Source organism: Streptococcus pseudoporcinus LQ 940-04 (assembly GCF_000188035.1).
Classification (GTDB): Bacteria; Bacillota; Bacilli; order Lactobacillales; family Streptococcaceae; genus Streptococcus; species Streptococcus pseudoporcinus.
Genome location: NZ_AEUY02000005.1, coordinates 1,576,953 through 1,595,439, shown reverse-complemented (window position 1 = coordinate 1,595,439; position 18,487 = coordinate 1,576,953). Strand labels below are relative to the sequence as shown.

Below are 18,487 nucleotides of genomic sequence, written 5' to 3'. Positions count from 1 at the left end.
GGAGGCCATATGTTAGAACTTAAAAATATATCCAAACAATTTGGCCATAAACAGATATTTGATCATTTCAGTTTAAGAGTTGCCGACGGTCAAATTCTTTCTTTGGTGGGGCCTTCGGGAGGTGGCAAGACAACTCTTTTAAGGATGTTAGCTGGCCTAGAACCTATTGATTCTGGTGAAATCATTTATAATGGTGAATCAGTTCCTATTGATCATTTAGAAAACCGTCATTTATTGGGTTTTGTGTTTCAGGATTTTCAACTTTTCCCACACTTAAAAGTTTTGGATAATTTGATTTTATCACCAACCCTTACCATGGGCTTAGGAAAAAAGGAAGCAGTAGCAAAGGCTCAGGACATACTGGGACGACTAGGGCTTAAAGATCATCTTGAAGATTATCCCTTCTCTTTATCAGGAGGGCAAAAACAGAGGGTGGCATTAGCAAGAGCCATGATGATTAATCCTCAAATTATTGGTTACGACGAGCCAACTAGTGCTTTAGATCCAGAATTACGTGATGAAGTTGCTAAGTTGATTTTACAAAATCGGGAGATGGGGGTTACGCAAATTGTTGTCACCCATGATCTTCAGTTTGCTGAAACCATCTCAGATCAGATTATAAGGGTTAATCCTAAATAATGAGGGAAAGGTAAGGAATGGATTTATGAAAAAGCTAGTCATAACCTTAACGACAGTAGTAGTCAGTATTTCTTTGGTGGCTTGTGGTAAAAGCCAAGCACCCAAAGGTGATTCCTGGAAGACTTACAAGAAAGAAAAAACAATTACGCTAGGATTTGATAATACCTTTGTCCCAATGGGCTATAAAGATGAATCAGGTAAGAATACTGGCTTTGATGTTGAGTTAGCTAAAGCAGTTTTTGCAGAGTATGGGATTAGGGTTAAATTTCAAGCCATTAATTGGGATTTAAAAGAAACAGAACTAAAAAATGGTAAAATTGATATGATTTGGAATGGTTATTCCGTGACCAAAGAACGCCAAGCTAAGGTTGCTTTTTCAAATCCTTATATGAAAAATGAACAAGTCCTCGTATCAAAAAACGCAGCCCATATCAAGAGTTTTTCGGATATGAAGGGGAAAACATTAGGGGCACAATCAGCTTCTTCTGGTTATGATGCCTTTACGCGTTATCCGAAAGTTTTAAAGGATAGCGTTAAAGGCCAAGATGCAACTCAGTACGAAACCTTCACCCAAGGCTTTATTGATTTGAAAAACAATAGGATAGATGCTTTGTTAATTGATAAAGTGTATGCTAACTATTATCTTAAGCAAGAAGGTGACTTAGAGAAATACCATATGACCAAGAGTGACTATGCAGGGGAGGCCTTTGCCGTCGGTGTTCGTAAAGAGGATAAAACCTTAGTAAAAATGATAAATAAGGGCTTTAAAACCCTTTACAAAAATGGAAAATTTCAAGAGATTTCTAACAAATGGTTCGGCGAGGATGTTGCTACCGACCAAGTAAAATAGTTTTAGTCTAATCATTTTATACTCCTGATCTGTCTGGGAAAATTGGACGAATCAGGAGTATTTTTTTGGATTTCTTAATATTTTAATAATTATAATAAAAATTATTTAAGTCTCATATATATCTGTAGACAAAAAGTAGACCATAGTTAAAATTTTAGATAATTTAAGCATGCTTAATCATTTATTTCAGCCCCCTTTGCTATCACAAAGATAAGTTTGTTTAATAATTCAAAAAATTAGAAAACCGGTCTTTATTCTGCCATTTTAAAATTTAATCTAATAATATGATGATTAGACTAACTTTATAAGCTTCTTCTGTTGCCGTTAGGATACTCAAATTATATTTGACGAAGAAATTGATAAGTAGTATGATACATGCGTAAGTACTTATTAACATATATTGCAATATATCATCAATTTAGAAGAGGAATCACCATGGATATTAAAAAAATACTTTATCTATCAGGTTCAGTTGCAAGTATAGCTTTATTTTCACCAGTTCTTACTACTGTAAGTGCAGATCAAGTTAATGGGGCCCAAAATACAACTGCAGTAACTAGTATCAACACTCAAGAAAAAGCACAACTAGCTAATAGGCTAACTCAGGAGGGTGACCAATTACGTGCTTTGAAAGAAGAAGTTAAGGGAACACCTAGTGAACAAACAGTTAATACAGCCATTACGACTGTGAACAAACTTGAAACATCTCTAGGAGCTAACCCAGTAACTATCTACGATTTAAACTCAATCGGTGTCAGAGTTGAAGCACTTTCTGATGTTGTTCAAGCTATTGTCTTTTCAACAAATCATTTGGCAAATAAAGTAGAACAAGCACATATTGATATGGGGTTTGCCATTACCAAATTGCTTATTCGAATTGCTGATCCATTTGCGTCTGTAGATTCTATAAAAGCGCAAGTAGAAGCACTTAAACAATTAGAAGTAGCTGTTCTCAAATACCCTGATTTAAAACCAACTGACAGAGCTACTATTTATACTAAAGCAAAACTAAACAAGGCTATTTGGCACACACGGATTGTTCGGGATCAAAAAGTTTTGAATGTCAAGAGTTTTGAAGTTTATAAAACCTTGAATAAAGCTATTACTCATGCGGTCGGAGTAGAGCTTAATCCAAGCGTAACAGTAGCACAAGTTGATCAGGAAATTGTAACTTTACAAAAAGCTTTAGATACTGCTTTAAAATAAAAACATTACATTCTATACGATATCGTTTCTTCATAATATTAAAAAGCTGAGTAAGTTGAACCCTAGCTAATAGTTAGGGGGCAATTTACTCAGTCTTTTAGTTTCTTTTAGAAATCTTATACTGCTTTGCTGTTAGTCGGTGTCTTTCTTTAGGTGTGATTTGATGAAAAATCAAGTACCAAAGCTCATTGCGACGCCAAATGCTTGTATGAAGATTGCCCTCAAGTTCGTAGGTAATGAGCTTCGTCTTTTGGCTAATTGATTGCAAATGGAAGTTTTTAAAATTGCTAGGATAAAAAATCGGGTTATCAAGTAGACTTTGTCGATGAAGGAGTTTTCCTGTATGATCAATTAAGGTAAAGTGATCAGCAATATGTTCTTCATAGCCAGGTATTTTTGAAAGAATTATTTTTTCGTTGCGGTAAATTTTTAGGGTAACATTTTCAATCAATTCATCGTCAGGAATTTTTGCTGGTTCGACATGAATATCAATATCATAAACGGAGAACTTTTCACTTAAGAGAGCTTCTACTTGCTCAGTAATAGCGTGACTTTCATATACTGATAAATCGGGATTCATCTCTAAAACGATATCTAGGTAGACATTACTACCGTAGGTGCGGCCTCTTTGGGACTTGACAGCTTTTATTTTTGGAATTTCTAAGATTGCTTCCTCATACTGCTTTAAATGCTTGTTATCAAAGCCATCTGATAAGCTAAAGGCACTTTGCATAAAAATATCATAGGCCGTTTTTAAAATAAAAAAAGTAATGATGATGGCAGCAATCCTATCAACAATTGGCAAATTTAGGGAAGCAGCAATAATTGCAATAGAAGTTCCAATTGATGTTACTGCATCTGACAAATTATCTTTAGAAGCAGCAACTAGAGCACTGGATTTTACTTTTTTTGAGAGGCTCTTGTTGTAGAAATAGACCAGTAGCATGACTATTGCAGAAATAACTCCAACGATTGCACCTAAGGGATCTACAGGAGCTTGCTTACCTAAAATCATATTTTGGATTGTTTGAATAAGCACTTGAAAGCCTACAATAAACATAATAAAAGAGGTTATTAAACTGGATAAGTCTTCAAATTTCCAGTGACCAAATTTATGGTTAGCGTCAGCAGGCTGACTCGCAAGCTGGAGACCAATCAGGAGCGCTACGTTTCCAACAATATCTGATAGATTATTAAAGCCATCGGCAATTAAAGAGTTAGAGTTAAGGAAGTAACCACTTAGCAACTTTGCAATACTAATGATAAAGTAGGCCACAATACTAACAATAGGACCTCGTTTAGCAAGTTTTAGGTTAATAATAGGATCTTGGGTCATTACTTCTCCTTAAATATCAATGGTTTTATTATATCACATTCCAACCTATAGTGGCGTGAGACATGTCTTCAAGTCTTTTGTGTTTATTTTTAAATTTGCTGGGAAAGTGGTATAATTTTAAAGTTAATAGATGTATAGAGTGATGAGGAGTAAAAATGAATCCCTTATTGGATGGAATGAATGATAAACAAACAGAAGCAGTTCAAACAACAGAAGGACCGCTTTTAATTATGGCTGGTGCAGGTTCTGGAAAAACACGGGTCTTAACCCATCGAATAGCTTATTTGATTGATGAAAAATGTATCAACCCTTGGAATATTTTGGCCATTACGTTTACGAATAAAGCGGCACATGAGATGCGAGAAAGAGCACTGGCTTTAAACCCAGCAACACAAGATACCTTAATTGCTACATTTCACTCAATGTGTGTCAGGATTTTGAGGCGAGAAGCTGATCATATAGGTTATAATCGCAATTTTACCATTGTTGACCCCGGTGAGCAGCGCACTCTAATGAAACGTATTTTAAAGTCTTTAAATATTGATTCTAAAAAATGGAGTGAGCGTTCAATCCTGGCTACTATCTCTAATGCTAAAAATGACTTATTAGATGAGAAGGCCTATGAAGCACAAGCTTCTGATATTTATACTCAAATTGTTGCACGTTCTTATAAAGCTTATCAGGAAGAGTTACGACGGAGTGAATCCATGGATTTCGATGATCTAATCATGATGACTCTAAGGCTTTTTGATCAAAATCCAGATGTTTTAGCCTATTACCAGCAACGTTATCAGTATATCCACGTAGATGAGTATCAGGATACCAATCATGCCCAATATCAGTTGGTGAAATTGCTAGCTTCACGATTCCAAAATATCTGTGTAGTTGGTGATGCTGATCAGTCTATTTATGGGTGGCGGGGCGCTGATATGCAGAATATACTAGATTTTGAAAAAGATTACCCCCAGGCAAAAGTCGTCTTATTAGAAGAAAACTATCGTTCGACAAAGACAATTTTGCAAGCTGCTAATGATGTTATTAAGCATAATCAAAATAGACGTGATAAAAAACTATGGACCCAAAATAGCAGTGGTGAACCAATTGTATACTACCGAGCAAATGATGAAAGAGAAGAAGCAGTCTTTATTGCGTCAATGGTCTCAAGTATGTGTATGGAAAGGGGAAAAAGTTTTAAAGATTTTGCAGTTTTATATCGGACAAATGCCCAATCTCGTACAATAGAAGAAGCCTTCCTCAAATCAAATATCCCTTACACAATGGTTGGAGGTACAAAATTCTATAGTCGTAAAGAAATTCGTGATGTGATTTCCTATTTAAATATCGTGGCCAACCCATCTGATAACCTTTCTTTTGAGAGGATTGTCAACGAACCTAAACGTGGTGTAGGCCCTGGTACACTTGAGAAATTAAGGGTGTTTGCTTATGACCAAGGGATGTCATTATTAGAAGCGTCTAGCCATTTATTCCTCTCTCCTTTGAAAGGTAAAGCTGCTCAAGCTATTATGGATTTAGCCAGTCTTCTAAGTGATTTGCGCAATCGTTTAGACCAGTTGACAATTACTGACTTGGCACAAGAATTACTTGATAGATCAGGTTATTTACAGGCTCTAACCATTCAAAATACATTAGAAAGTCAAGCACGGATTGAGAATATTGAAGAATTCTTATCTGTTACTAAAAACTTTGATGAGGCAAGTGCAACTAGTAATGAAGAAAACGGACTTGATAAACTAGGTAGGTTTCTAAATGACCTTGCCTTAATAGCTGACACTGATGATTCCAAGGCAGACGTAGCTGAAGTGACTTTGATGACGCTGCATGCCGCTAAAGGCTTAGAATTTCCAATAGTATTTTTAATCGGGATGGAAGAAGGCGTGTTTCCCTTATCACGATCTAGTGAAGAGCAGAGTGAATTAGAAGAAGAAAGACGATTAGCTTATGTAGGTATTACTAGGGCGGAAGAGGTTCTCTTTTTGACAAATGCTAATACACGAACTTTGTTTGGTAAAACCAACTACAATCAGCCAACTCGTTTTTTACGCGAAATTTCTGATGAATTGCTTACTTACAAGGGCTTAGCGCGCCCGACTAGCACTTCTTTTGGAGTGAAAATGACCCACCAAAACCAGACACACTTTGCCCAAGGGATGAGTTTATCTCAAGCTATTCAAGGGCGTAAGTCGCAGGCTCAACCTCAAGCTATTAAGTCGACTGTTTTACCTTTTGGTAAAAATAAGCCAAGTAGCGAAGTGCAGTGGGAAATTGGGGATATTGCTCAGCACAAAAAGTGGGGGAAGGGTACAGTTCTGGAGGTATCTGGAAGGGGTAAAACGATGGAATTGAAAATTAAATTTCCAGAAGTTGGTTTGAAAAAGTTACTAGCAAGCGTAGCTCCTATTGAAAAAGTAAATTAAGATAAAAGGCTAGAAATCTCATCAGATTGGGATTCCTAGCCTTTTACTATTTCAAAAATAAAAAAATTTAAAAATCCAGTGCTTTTTCCTTGCAATTAAAAACATAAGAGGTATAATAACAATATAAATAAAAAAACGGGTGGTCACTACTAAAAAACCTTTAAATATATGATTTAAATGAATAATTACACTATTATATATTTCTATTTTTAATTATTGACACTTGATTTTAAATTTATGTAGTCACTTATTATTCAACCAAAATTAGTAATAGAGTGATGAAGCATTCTTGCAACAAATACATGGTGCAATGCACTAATAGAAGGAGAAATACTATGGGTATTATTTGGACATTATTAGTTGGAGCCTTGATTGGTTTAATCGCTGGAGCACTTACAAAGGGAGGCTCAATGGGCTGGATTGCTAATATCGTAGCAGGTCTTATAGGGTCTTGGTTAGGTCAAGCATTATTTGGAACATGGGGACCATCACTAGCAGGTATGGCATTATTTCCATCCATTATAGGTGCTGTGATTGTTGTCTTGATTGCTTCCTTTATCCTAAGAAAAGTTCATTAATCTCTCAAGGTGAGGATTGATGAAGTGAAGTAAAATAGTTATCAAATATTAAGGGGAAATAACATGGGACTTATTTGGACATTAATCGTTGGAGGCCTCATTGGTCTAATTGCCGGAGCACTCACAAAAGAAGGTAGCTCAATGGGCTGGATTGCTAATATCGTAGCAGGTCTAATCGGATCTTGGCTAGGTCAGGCATTATTTGGAACATGGGGACCATCACTGGCAGGTATGGCATTGATCCCATCAATTATAGGTGCTGTGATTGTTGTTGCTGTAACATCATTTATGTTACGTAAGATTGGCTAATTACAAAACCTTAGGGTTAGTGAATAGTTAGTTGGATAAAGTAAAAATTGTCTATTATCATTTTCGTAAAGAAGGAGAAAAATTATGGGACTTATTTGGACATTAATCGTTGGAGGCCTTATTGGTCTAATCGCTGGAGCACTTACAAAACGTGGTGGCTCAATGGGCTGGATCGCTAATATTGTGGCAGGTCTTGTTGGTGCATGGGTCGGTCAGGCTTTACTAGGAACATGGGGTCCATCACTAGCAGGTATGGCACTGATTCCGTCAATTATTGGTGCGGTTATTGTAGTTATTGTAACTTCTTTTGTACTAAGTAAACTTAATTAATACATTAACAATTTCAAGAAGTATTAACAAAGCTATTGAAAAGTAAGAAAGAGGTAGGTATGGCAAAGATACTAAAAATATTTTATAGTTTATTTGGCCTTATCCTCCTATCCATCTTTATTATGGTAATGGGAGTGACTCAAGGCTATCTGGAAATGCCTTCAAGTTATGACTGGTTTGGCTGGGATTTAGACAGGGTTCCTGGCTTCCTTAATCCAGGATTGTATTACTATTTTTACTGGGTAGCTGTTGCTTTAGCAGCTTTAACAATTATAGCTATTTTAGTAGTTATTTTTTACCCTCGTACTTATACTGAGGTACGACTTAGTAAAAACCAAGGCTCCTTGCTTCTTAAAAAATCAGCAATTGAATCCTATGTCCGCACTGCCATTCAAAATGCTGGTTTAATGACTAAACCAAATGTCACAGCAACTCTTTACAAGCGGAAGTTTAAAATTGATGTGACGGGACGTTTAGACTCACGGGTAGCTGTGAGTGACCAAATCCGTGGCATAAAAGAAGGTATTGATACTGGTTTTAAAGAATTTTTCGGAATTGATAAGCCAGTCAACTTCAAAGTTTATGTAAAAGACATTGCTCAAACTGAAAAAAAACACGGTAAAGGTAACCGTGTAGAATAGGAGATAAAGATGGAGTTTTTTGAAAAATATAAATATCCCATTATTGGTGGCATTATTGGTTTGATACTTGCTATTTTACTAATGACTTTCGGACTATTTAAAACCCTTCTAGCTCTCATTTTTATTGTATTGGGTGTCTATGGTGGTTTATTCGCAAAGAGAACAGGCATTTTTGACCAATTTATCGGCCGTCGTTGAGAGAAATAGCTTATTATTTCCTCTTAAAACGATTATTTCTAAATAACTTATCTAAAAAAGGAGAATAATTATGACTGACACATTTATCAAAAATACTCAAGTAGCAGACACACCGACTATTCGTGGTGAACTAACTTACGAAAATAAAGTCATTGAAAAAATTGTTGGCTTAGCAGTAGCTCATATTGATGGTCTATTAGCGGTTAGTGGTGGCTATCTTGCTAATATCAAAAATAAATTAGTTAACACCGATACAGTTCGTGAAGGTGTTTCAGTTGAAGTGGGTAAAAAACAAGTAGCTGTTGATTTGGATATTATTGCTGAATACCAAAAACACGTACCAACTATTTTTGATGACATTAAGAAAACCATTGAGACTGAAGTGAAAAAGATGACTGATTTAGATGTTATTGAAGTCAACGTTAACGTTGTTGACATCAAAACTAAAGCTCAACATGAAGCTGATACTGTTAGCCTTCAAGATAAAGTGGCTGATGCAGCACATGCAACAAGCGAATTTACTAGTAAACAAGTGGGAAATGTTAAATCCACAGTAAACGAAAACATGCAAACTGAACCACGTGTTAAATAGTTTAAAAGTATTAAATATGTAGAAGAGGTGTAGATATGTCAGACGAAAAATTAAAAGCAAAAATGGAACAAGTTACTGGATCTGTTAAAGAATCTTTAGGTAAACTTTCTGGAGACAAATCATTGGAAACCGAAGGTAAAGTCAATAAAACCACTGGTAAGGTTGATGAAGTTGCTGCTGATACCAAAGATGCACTTGATGGTCTAGCGAAAGGCCTAAAAAATAAGACTAAAGAGTAGAGGAGAGCTTATGAGTACTAACGATATAAAAAGTACATTAACTTACGATGATAAAGTGATTGAAAAAATTGTTGGGCATGCCCTTGAAAAGGTAGATGGGCTTCTAGCCGTTAGTGGTGGATTTTTCTCAAATCTTAAAAACAATGTTGTAAACACTGATTCAGTGACTGATGGGGTAAATGTAGAGGTCGGTACTGAGGAAGTTGCAGTTGATCTTAACGTGATTGTTGAATATGGTAAAGATATTCCAAAAATTGTTGATCAGATAAAAGCAATTGTGGCGCAAAATGTTGACCTTATGACTCACCTTAAGGTTGTGGAGGTCAATGTCAATGTTGTTGATATTAGAACTAAAGAAGAGCAAAAAGCAGCAGAAGTAACCATCCAAGATCGTGTGGAAAGTGCTGCAAGCTCTACCTCTGAATATGTAAATTCAAAGACAGAGCAAGTTAAAGAAGCCGTTTCTAATAATACTAATACTGAGAAAACAGTTAACTAGTTTTTTAGATGACTCTTAATGGTAAGACAAGAGAGCTGGTTTAAAACCGCTCTCTGTTTTATGTTAGATATTGTAAACGCTATTGAAATCTTTTCTGAAATGTGATTTAATTAGACTGTTTGAGTAAGATAGTAAGGAAGTGAAAAATGACTACAGCTAGTAAAAATGAAGTAACAACTTCAAAGTACCAAAAAATTGCTATCTCTGTTGCTCAGAGAATAGCAAGTGGTGAATATGAAGTTGGAGATAAGTTAAAATCACGGACAACAATAGCATCAACTTTTAACGTATCACCTGAAACTGCAAGAAAAGGCCTTAATATTTTAGCTGATTTAAAAATATTAACCCTCAAGCATGGTAGCGGTGCTATTGTTTTATCTAAAGAAAAAGCTATAGAATTTATTAATCAATATGAGTCAACACATTCTATAGCCGTGATTAAAGAAAAAATTCGGGAAAATATCAAAAAGCAAAATGATGAATTAAATGATTTATCCCTACTAGTCAACGATTTCTTAATGCAGAGTCAAAATATTAGTAAACAATTCCCTTTGGCCCCTTATGAAATTATTGTCAACAAAGATACGGTTCATTTTGGTAAATCAATTGGTGTTTTAAATTTATGGCATCAAACAGGGGCAACAGTTGTTGCTATAGAACATGATGGGAAGTTCCTTATTTCCCCTGGGCCTTATGCTGTTATTGAAAAAGGGGACCATATCTATTTTGTTGGGGATGAAGCAGCCTATTCTAGGATGAAAAATTATTTTAATTTATCAATGGGCCTCTAAAAGAGCTTATCTGTCATGAGTACTTTTTTAAAGGCCTCGTCTGATGATAGTAATGTAGGGTCTCGAGCTATTTTGAAGGAGGTATAAGCCAATGATAACTTTTATCGGTAAACCTGTAACGTTAGCTGGTCAACGGTTTCAAGTCGGGCAGATAGCACCAGACTTTACCTTGATGTCTACGAATTTAGAGAAAAAGTCCTTATCCGACTTTAAGGGGAAAAAAGTCATCAGTGTCGTTCCCTCAATTGATACAGGTATCTGTTCTACCCAGACGCGTACCTTTAATCACGAATTAGCTAAATTGGAAGATACCTATGTGATAACAATCTCTGTTGACTTGCCTTTTGCACAAGCACGTTGGTGTGGTGCAGAAGGTCTTGACAAGGCAATCATGTTATCCGATTATTATGATTATTCATTTGGTAAGTCCTATGGCTTATTGATGGAAGAGTGGCATTTGCTTGCCCGCGCGGTTCTTGTACTGGATAGTAACAATAAAATCGTTTATACACAATATTTAGAAAATGTAAACTCTGAGCCAGATTATATTTCAGCAATCACTGCTCTAAAAGCAATTCAATAGAGCTCACAAAAAGCCAAGAAGAGTCTTTCTTGGCTTTTTGTGAGCTTATATGCCAACAGTTTTCAGAATAATATCTGTTAGTTCTTCGGGCGATTGCTGACCACCTGTTTTTATCCAATAGGAGATGATACTTTCAATGCTGGCTAAGTAGACCTCTAAGGCATATTCAAAGGGAATACCGCCATATTGTTGCCTGACAATCTTTTGGTAATCTTCTAAGGTTAAGAGTACTTTATAGATAAAATCTTTGAGAGTCTCTTTGACATGTAAACTTTGGGACTGTGCAATAGCTGCAATAAAATCAAATTGATCAGCTAAAACGGTTAAGGTTTGAACTAATAACTCTCTAGTATTAGTCGCGATTTCAGGAGCATCTAAAACCTGAAAAAGCTTATCAAAATGTTCCTCTTTGAAGTAGTTAATCATATCATATTTATCTCGAAAATGGAGATAGAAGGTTCCGCGGTTAAGTCCTGCTTTTTTGGTTAAGTCCGCTACCGAAATCGTTTCAAAGTCTTTGTCAGCTAATAAAGCAATTAGAGCCTCTCTTAGATAGTTTAGGGTATCCGTTTGTCTCTTCCTCATTAGATTACCTCCTCTTAAATCAACACTTGCTTCAGTTTTGTTCTTGTTCGCTAATTAGCAACATTATATAATAGAGCTAAAATTAAATCAACAGTCTGTTCAGATAAAAGGAGTATGTCTTTTGGCTTATATTGAAATGATTAAATCTAGTAAGGTTTACCAGATTGGAGACAATACCATAAATGCGAATGATAAGGTAAGTTTTGAGATTGAAAAAGGAGAGTTAGTCGTTATTCTTGGAGCTTCTGGGGCAGGAAAATCCACCGTTTTGAATATCTTGGGCGGAATGGATACCAATGATTCTGGTCAGGTTATCATTGATGGTCAAGATATTTCGCAGTACTCTGCTAAAGAATTAACTCATTACCGGCGTTGCGATATTGGTTTTGTCTTTCAATTTTATAATTTAGTTCCAAATTTGACGGCAAAAGAAAATGTTGAATTAGCCGTTGAAATTGTTGATGAGGCACTTGATCCTAGTCAGGTTCTTTCTGAAGTCGGTCTAGACAAACGAATGGATCATTTTCCCAGTCAGCTATCTGGCGGTGAGCAGCAACGTGTCTCTATTGCACGGGCAATTGCAAAGAAACCTAAGTTGCTACTTTGTGATGAACCAACAGGGGCTTTAGACTATAAAACCGGTAAACAGATATTGCAATTGCTTCAAGATATGGCTCAGACAAAAGGGGCAACAGTTGTTATTGTGACTCATAACTCCGCTTTAGCGGGCATAGCTAATCGCGTCATTTATATGCATGATGCCCAGGTTATTAAGACAGTACTTAATAGGAAGCCTCTACCAATTGATGCTATTGATTATTAGGAGAGGAGACTTGTGAATGAATAAAACCTTATGGAAAGAGCTTTGGCGTACCATTTGGTCAACTAAAACGCGTTTTATCTCACTGTTTTTATTAATGGCTTTAGGTTCTTTTGCTTTGATTGGCCTTAAAGTGACCAGTCCAGACCTAGCTAAGACAGCTAATCATTTCATTGATAAAAACAAGGTGATGGACCTAAGTCTAGTCGCCTCCTATGGTTTTTCGGCTGAGGATCTTAAAGATTTAAGAAGTATTCCGGATATGGACTATGAATTGGGACGGCTTTTAGATGCAGAAATAATAGAGACACAAAAATCTATTCGACTCTTTTCAATACCTAAAAAGATTTCCAAGTTATCTATTACCAAAGGAAGATTACCTCAAAAAGAATCTGAAATTGCGATTTCAAGTTGGCAAGCAAAAAACTATCGTTTAGGACAGATGATAGAAGTGAAAACCTCTAAAAAGAAACTTATAAGGTCTAAGAGCTTAAAAATTGTTGGTTTTGTTAATGCATCAGAGATATGGTCCAAGCAAAATTTGGGAAGTTCACAGGCTGGTGATGGTAATTTAGCCTTATATGGCTTTCTAAGCTCTTCTAACTTTGAAATGGATAATAACATTGCTAGGATAACTTTTAAAGGTTTGAAAGGCTTAGATGCCTTCTCAAAGGCTTACAAATTAAAGTTAGAAGAAAAAGAGAAAAGGCTTGAGCGTGTCTTTGCTGATAATGCTGAGAAAAGACTTTCTTCTCTGAAAGAAGAGTCTTTAAAGAAAATAAGGAGTTCTGAAGAACAGATTGCTAAGGCCCAAAAAGAGATTGCCATTAAAGAAAAATCTTTGCAATCACTACCACAAGTAGGACAAGTTAAGGCCGCCATGAATGAGCTCCTTGTAGCTAAAGCTAAGCTTGAAGAAGAAGGTAAGCAGATTAAAGAAAGTCAAAAAAGCATCAAGCAATTAGCCAAGCCCAGTTATACTATTTATAACAGAGAAACAATACCCGGTGGCGATGGCTATAACATCTATGATACTTCAATGACCAGTATTTCACAGGTAGGTAATATTTTCCCTGTTGTTCTTTATTTAGTAGCTGCTTTGGTAACCTTTACAACGATGACACGTTTTGTTGATGAAGAGAGAACCAACTCAGGACTTTATTTAGCCCTGGGATATAAGAAAAATGCTATTTTCACTAAGTTTCTGACTTATGGATTTTTAGCAAGCTTTTTGGGAACTAGTCTGGGCGTCTTGGGAGGGACTTACTTCCTTTCGTCTATGATTGCTGAGATTGTTACCAAACCGTTGGTCATTGGAAGGGTTCAGATGGATTTCTATTGGACTTATACACTTTTAGCCTATTTATTAGCGTCTTTATCTGCTTTACTTCCAGTTTATATTATTGTTCGCCGTGAACTTTTTCAAAAACCTGCTCAGCTATTGTTACCAAAGCCACCAAGTAAGGGAGGGCAAATCTTTCTGGAGAGAATACCTTTGATTTGGCAAAGACTGTCTTTTACTTACAAAGTCACTGTTAGAAATATTTTCCGCTATAAACTTAGAATGTCCATGACAATTTTCGGTGTTGCTGGTTCTGTAGCTCTTTTATTTTCAGGTCTAGGGATTCAGTCTTCCTTATCAAAAGTAGTTGATCACCAGTTTAGGACACTAACGCCCTATGATATTATGGTGATTGGCAAAACTAGTCAAGAAGGAGCAGATCGTGATCTCAGTCAATCTTTATTGACAGATAAGGAGATAAAGGAGAAAGAAAGGATTACTGTCTTTAGCACTAATCTTGTTATAAAAGGTCAAAGTAGTAAAAGGGCAGTTACTTTAATAGCGACCTCTGATTCAAACTTGTCTCCTCTTATTAATCTGCGCGATAGTAAAACTCAAAAAACACTGAGTCTTCCTAAAGAAGGGGTTATTTTATCAAAAAAACTAGCTTCTTTTTATGGGGTTAGTCCTGGTCATAATCTGTCTTTGAAAACAGAGACAAATCAGACTTATAAAGTTAAGGTAGTCGCGATAGCTGATATGAACGTAGGTCATTACCTGTTTATGTCACAAGCTTATCAGAAAAAACGGTTTAGTCAGGCAGAGTTTCGTCCAGGGTATCTTCTTAGCTTAGATAAAGGAGATGCTTGGTCTGTAAAATCTTACGCGAAAAAACTACTAAATCGATCAACTGTTCAAGCTGTGTCACAAAACACTCTTATTGTAGAAACTGTGAAGTCTGTCGTGTCCTCCCTAAGAGAAGTTATGACATTGTTGGTTGTGCTGTCACTCATGTTGGCTTTGGTTATTTTGTATAATTTGACTGCTATTAATATTGCTGAACGGCTCAGAGAGCTATCAACGGTAAAAGTTCTAGGTTTTTATGATTATGAAGTGACCTTATACATTTACCGAGAGACAGCATTCTTAAGTGTTATTGGTATGATCCTTGGTTTGTTTGCTGGTAAGTATTTACACCAATTATTAATGAGTCTTATGGGGTCATCTAATATGAGCTTCGGCCATCAGGTGGATAGCTATGTTTATTTTATTCCTCTTATAGCGATTTCGTTGATTGTTATGCTACTTGGGCTTATGGTACATTATCAGTTACAAAAGTTAGCTATGCTAGAAGCACTGAAATCGGTAGATTAATGATGAAGGTTAGATTTGAATTTCTGAATCTAGCCTTTTTTAACTTGAACAATTATAAAAATAATGGTAGTATTAAAATACTATAATATAATAGAAAGATACTAGAAAATGGATGAATGTCTAGAAAGTTACCTCAATAACGATATAAAAAAGATTATCTTGGGTGAGGTCGTTGAGTGTTTTAAGGGTAAGGCCGTAAGTAGTAAAGTTGGAGATGGAGAATTTGCCTTGATTAACCTCTCTGACATGACTTTAGCAGGTATCAATTATCAGAACCTCCGTACTTTTCATTTAGAACGTAGACAACTGTTACGTTATTTTTTAGAAGACGGCGATGTTCTCATTGCTTCTAAAGGAACAGTCAAAAAAGTTTGTGTCTTTCAAAAACAAAAGCGAGAGGTTGTAGCCTCATCAAACATTACAGTCTTACGGCCACTGGATAAACTGAGAGGATATTATATCAAATTCTTCTTAGATTCCGATATTGGTCAGGGACTTCTTGATCGTGCGGATCATGGTAAAGATGTTATTAATTTATCTACCAAGGAACTGTTAGAAATACCTGTTCCCGCAATGCCTTTGGTTAAACAAGATTATTTGATTAATCAGTATTTAAGAGGATTAAGCGAATATCAGCGTAAAATTAAACGTGCTGAGCAAGAATGGCATCATTTACAAAATGACATTGAAAAAAGTATATATTAATAAAGGATGAGCCAATGCCCCTATTAGAACGAACTATTAAAATGGTTATCACTACCATTTTAGCTATTTTCATTGCTGAAAGTCTACACTTGACTTATGCCATTTCTGCGGGCATTATTGCTTTATTGAGTTTGCATGATACAAGGAAAACAAGTTTAAAGGTGGCACGAGAACGTTTATTTGCTTTCTTTTTGGCGTTTTGCATTGCTTTTTTTTCTTTCACAGTATGTGGCTTTTCAATGCTAGCGTTCACAGTTTATTTGAGTTTTAGTATTCCCATACTTTATTTGTTGAAACTAGAATCGGGCTTAGTTCCGATAACCGTTTTGGTCACTCATCTTTTAGCTTTTAAAAGTCTTAACTTTCAGGTTTTGAGTAATGAATTTTTGCTATTCATTGTGGGAACAAGCACTGCTTTGTTAGGAAATGCCTATATGAGGGCTCCCAAAAAAGAGATACAACACTACCATGTGATTATTGAAAGAGAGCTCAAAGACTTGCTTTTTCAACTCGAGTCATCCTTATTAACGACCTTTGATAATCAGCTCTATAACTCTTTAGAACGATTAGAAATCCTATTAGGGCAAGCATTAGCCTTGGTTTATAGGGATAGTCATAATCAAGTTTTTCAGCAAACTAATTACCACGTTCATTACTTTGAAATGAGGCGTCACCAGCTAAGAATAGTAGATAAGATGGTTAAGAGTTGCCAAAAAATAACGGAACGCAACCGTCAAAGTATCTTGTTAGCCCATTTCATTCATGAAACAGCTGAACAACTTAGTAAAACAAACTCTGCATTAACGTTGCGTGAAGATATTTCTCTTTTATTAGAAACTTATAGACAGGGAGAACTACCGAAAACGCGTCTTGAATTTGAAAATCGGTCGCAAATTTTTCAAATCTTGCAAGATTTAGAGCAGTTTATTCTTGAAAAAACAGAATTTTATGAAGACTACAAAGAATACCATTAATTTCATTTTTAATCTTATCTTGGAAGACCTAGTTCAGGTCTTTTTTGGTATAATAGGAACACTATAAGCTTAGGATGGGAAACGAGTATGAAAGAAATCAAATGTCCTCATTGCCAGACCGTATTCACTATTAATGAGTCAGAGTATAGTCAACTATTAGCACAAGTTCGTGGTCAAGAATTTGAAAAAGAAATTACAGAGCGACTCTATAAGGAGCTGGCACTACATGATCAAAAAGCCCAAAACACCTTACAAGAAGAATTAAGTCAAAAAGACTTGCTTATTCATCAACTAAAAAATCAATTGGAGCAAACTTTAAAAGAAGAAACATATAAACAAGAAAAAGAATTGGCTAAAAAAGATCAAGAAATTGTGTCGCTTCAGGGAAAATTGGATAAGATTGCTTCACAAAAGGCACTGGAACTTGCTAATACTTTGTCAGATAAGGATAAAGAACTTACTGACCTCAAAAATAAGCTAGAAAAACTGGAGCTGGAGAATCAGGCCAAGCTACAATCTGCCCTTAACAGTGTGGAAAAGGAGCGGGATTGCTTGAAGAATGCATTATTACTGCAAGAAAAAGAAAGTGCCCTGTCTCTCTCTTCTTTAAAGAGTGATTTCCAATCTCAATTAAAGGCAGCCAATGAGCAAGTTGAGTTTTATAAAAACTTCAAGGCGCAGCAATCAACAAAAGCAATTGGTGAAAGTTTAGAACTTTATGCTGAAACAGAATTCAATAAAGTTCGCAGTTATGCTTTTCCCAATGCGCATTTTGCGAAAGATAATGAGCTTTCTAGTCGCGGCTCCAAAGGAGATTATATCTATCGGGAGTTGGATGCTAATGGGGTAGAAATCTTATCAATAATGTTTGAAATGAAAAATGAAGCTGACACGACTAAAACAAAACATAAAAACAGTGACTTTTTTAAGGAGCTTGACCGTGATCGTCGTGAAAAAAACTGTGAGTATGCTGTTTTAGTGACAATGCTTGAAGCAGACAATGACTATTACAATACCGGAATTGTTGATGTGAGTCACGAGTATGAGAAAATGTATGTGGTACGTCCGCAATTTTTTGTACAATTAATTGGGCTCTTGCGAAATGCTTCGATGAATGCACTGCGATATAAGCAAGAGCTTGCTTTGGTCAAAGAGCAGAATATTGATATTACACATTTTGAAGAAGATTTGAATAGTTTTAAAACAGCTTTTGCTAAGAATTACAACTCAGCAAGCACCAATTTCAAAAAGGCTATTGAGGAAATTGATAAATCAATTAAAAGAATGGAAGAGGTTAAGCGCTTCTTGACGACTAGTGAAAATCAGCTCCGCCTTGCTAATAATAAACTTGATGATGTTTCTGTCAAGAAACTTACCCGCCATAATCCAACAATGGCTGATAAATTTAAGGAACTAGAAGGATAACATGTGACGATTTTGGGGAGTTGCCCCTTTAAAGAAAGTGAAACTCCGAATTTGGAGTTTTTTCTCTTGGCAATTAAGTTTTAAAACAGTTATAAT

21 protein-coding genes are annotated in these 18,487 nt (G+C 35.9%); 19 read left to right on the top strand and 2 right to left on the bottom strand.

Features of this window, described 5'->3' with window-relative positions:
• Positions 1-9: 9 nt before the first annotated feature.
• The 3 genes from STRPS_RS09205 to STRPS_RS09195 all read left to right on the top strand — a co-directional run bounded on the left by STRPS_RS09205 (position 10) and on the right by STRPS_RS09195 (position 2,695).
• A complete protein-coding gene (locus STRPS_RS09205) occupies positions 10-639 on the top strand; it encodes an amino acid ABC transporter ATP-binding protein (RefSeq protein ID WP_007893103.1) in 630 nt (209 codons plus the stop codon).
• Positions 640-664: 25 nt separating this feature from the next.
• Positions 665-1,489, top strand: a complete 825-nt coding sequence (locus STRPS_RS09200) for an amino acid ABC transporter substrate-binding protein (RefSeq protein WP_007893027.1) — start codon at positions 665-667, stop codon at positions 1,487-1,489.
• A gap of 435 nt (positions 1,490-1,924) precedes the next feature.
• The gene (locus tag STRPS_RS09195) at positions 1,925-2,695 is read left to right on the top strand and encodes a CAMP factor family pore-forming toxin (protein WP_007893229.1); all 771 of its coding nucleotides are present in this window, start codon (positions 1,925-1,927) and stop codon (positions 2,693-2,695) included.
• Positions 2,696-2,792: 97 nt separating this feature from the next.
• On the opposite strand, the gene STRPS_RS09190 is transcribed toward STRPS_RS09195, so the two are convergent.
• On the bottom strand, positions 2,793-4,031 hold the full coding sequence (locus STRPS_RS09190; protein WP_007893105.1) for a cation diffusion facilitator family transporter: 1,239 nt from the start codon (positions 4,029-4,031) through the stop codon (positions 2,793-2,795).
• A gap of 155 nt (positions 4,032-4,186) precedes the next feature.
• Here STRPS_RS09190 and pcrA point away from each other — a divergent pair, with 155 nt between their 5' ends.
• The 11 genes from pcrA (at position 4,187) to tpx (ending at position 11,226) form a co-directional block, all read left to right on the top strand.
• Entirely contained in the window at positions 4,187-6,466 is a 2,280-nt protein-coding gene (gene pcrA, locus STRPS_RS09185; RefSeq protein WP_007893125.1) for a DNA helicase PcrA, read from the top strand.
• Positions 6,467-6,801: 335 nt separating this feature from the next.
• On the top strand, positions 6,802-7,044 hold the full coding sequence (locus tag STRPS_RS09180; RefSeq protein ID WP_007893127.1) for a GlsB/YeaQ/YmgE family stress response membrane protein: 243 nt from the start codon (positions 6,802-6,804) through the stop codon (positions 7,042-7,044).
• A 63-nt stretch (positions 7,045-7,107) separates the two neighbouring features.
• Positions 7,108-7,353: a GlsB/YeaQ/YmgE family stress response membrane protein gene (locus STRPS_RS09175; protein ID WP_007893331.1), complete on the top strand. Its 246-nt coding sequence runs from the start codon at positions 7,108-7,110 to the stop codon at positions 7,351-7,353.
• An 84-nt stretch (positions 7,354-7,437) separates the two neighbouring features.
• A complete protein-coding gene (locus tag STRPS_RS09170) occupies positions 7,438-7,683 on the top strand; it encodes a GlsB/YeaQ/YmgE family stress response membrane protein (RefSeq protein WP_007893258.1) in 246 nt (81 codons plus the stop codon).
• 59 nt (positions 7,684-7,742) lie between these two features.
• Positions 7,743-8,324 carry an alkaline shock response membrane anchor protein AmaP gene (amaP, locus tag STRPS_RS09165; RefSeq protein WP_007893336.1) on the top strand — a complete coding sequence of 194 codons (582 nt, stop codon included), beginning with the start codon at positions 7,743-7,745 and terminating at the stop codon, positions 8,322-8,324.
• Between the two features lie 9 nt (positions 8,325-8,333).
• Entirely contained in the window at positions 8,334-8,522 is a 189-nt protein-coding gene (locus STRPS_RS09160; RefSeq protein WP_007893304.1) for a DUF2273 domain-containing protein, read from the top strand.
• Between the two features lie 70 nt (positions 8,523-8,592).
• On the top strand, positions 8,593-9,114 hold the full coding sequence (locus STRPS_RS09155; protein ID WP_007893143.1) for an Asp23/Gls24 family envelope stress response protein: 522 nt from the start codon (positions 8,593-8,595) through the stop codon (positions 9,112-9,114).
• A 35-nt stretch (positions 9,115-9,149) separates the two neighbouring features.
• Positions 9,150-9,353 carry a CsbD family protein gene (locus STRPS_RS09150; RefSeq protein ID WP_007893410.1) on the top strand — a complete coding sequence of 68 codons (204 nt, stop codon included), beginning with the start codon at positions 9,150-9,152 and terminating at the stop codon, positions 9,351-9,353.
• Positions 9,354-9,363: 10 nt separating this feature from the next.
• The gene (locus STRPS_RS09145; protein ID WP_007893126.1) at positions 9,364-9,852 is read left to right on the top strand and encodes an Asp23/Gls24 family envelope stress response protein; all 489 of its coding nucleotides are present in this window, start codon (positions 9,364-9,366) and stop codon (positions 9,850-9,852) included.
• Positions 9,853-9,998: 146 nt separating this feature from the next.
• On the top strand, positions 9,999-10,643 hold the full coding sequence (locus STRPS_RS09140; protein WP_007893328.1) for a TrkA C-terminal domain-containing protein: 645 nt from the start codon (positions 9,999-10,001) through the stop codon (positions 10,641-10,643).
• Between the two features lie 91 nt (positions 10,644-10,734).
• On the top strand, positions 10,735-11,226 hold the full coding sequence (tpx, locus tag STRPS_RS09135) for a thiol peroxidase (RefSeq protein ID WP_007893149.1): 492 nt from the start codon (positions 10,735-10,737) through the stop codon (positions 11,224-11,226).
• A 45-nt stretch (positions 11,227-11,271) separates the two neighbouring features.
• Here the strand turns inward: tpx and STRPS_RS09130 are convergent, their stop codons facing one another.
• The gene (locus tag STRPS_RS09130) at positions 11,272-11,811 is read right to left on the bottom strand and encodes a TetR/AcrR family transcriptional regulator (RefSeq protein WP_007893340.1); all 540 of its coding nucleotides are present in this window, start codon (positions 11,809-11,811) and stop codon (positions 11,272-11,274) included.
• A 121-nt stretch (positions 11,812-11,932) separates the two neighbouring features.
• Here STRPS_RS09130 and STRPS_RS09125 point away from each other — a divergent pair, with 121 nt between their 5' ends.
• The 5 genes from STRPS_RS09125 (at position 11,933) to STRPS_RS09105 (ending at position 18,391) form a co-directional block, all read left to right on the top strand.
• A complete protein-coding gene (locus STRPS_RS09125; protein WP_007893187.1) occupies positions 11,933-12,634 on the top strand; it encodes an ABC transporter ATP-binding protein in 702 nt (233 codons plus the stop codon).
• Positions 12,635-12,650: 16 nt separating this feature from the next.
• Positions 12,651-15,287: an ABC transporter permease gene (locus STRPS_RS09120; RefSeq protein WP_007893320.1), complete on the top strand. Its 2,637-nt coding sequence runs from the start codon at positions 12,651-12,653 to the stop codon at positions 15,285-15,287.
• A 108-nt stretch (positions 15,288-15,395) separates the two neighbouring features.
• On the top strand, positions 15,396-15,992 hold the full coding sequence (locus STRPS_RS09115) for a restriction endonuclease subunit S domain-containing protein (RefSeq protein ID WP_007893168.1): 597 nt from the start codon (positions 15,396-15,398) through the stop codon (positions 15,990-15,992).
• A gap of 14 nt (positions 15,993-16,006) precedes the next feature.
• Complete coding sequence (locus tag STRPS_RS09110; RefSeq protein WP_007893296.1) at positions 16,007-16,966, top strand: aromatic acid exporter family protein; 960 nt, start codon at positions 16,007-16,009, stop codon at positions 16,964-16,966.
• An 87-nt stretch (positions 16,967-17,053) separates the two neighbouring features.
• On the top strand, positions 17,054-18,391 hold the full coding sequence (locus tag STRPS_RS09105; RefSeq protein ID WP_007893123.1) for a DUF2130 domain-containing protein: 1,338 nt from the start codon (positions 17,054-17,056) through the stop codon (positions 18,389-18,391).
• Positions 18,392-18,487: the final 96 nt, after the last annotated feature.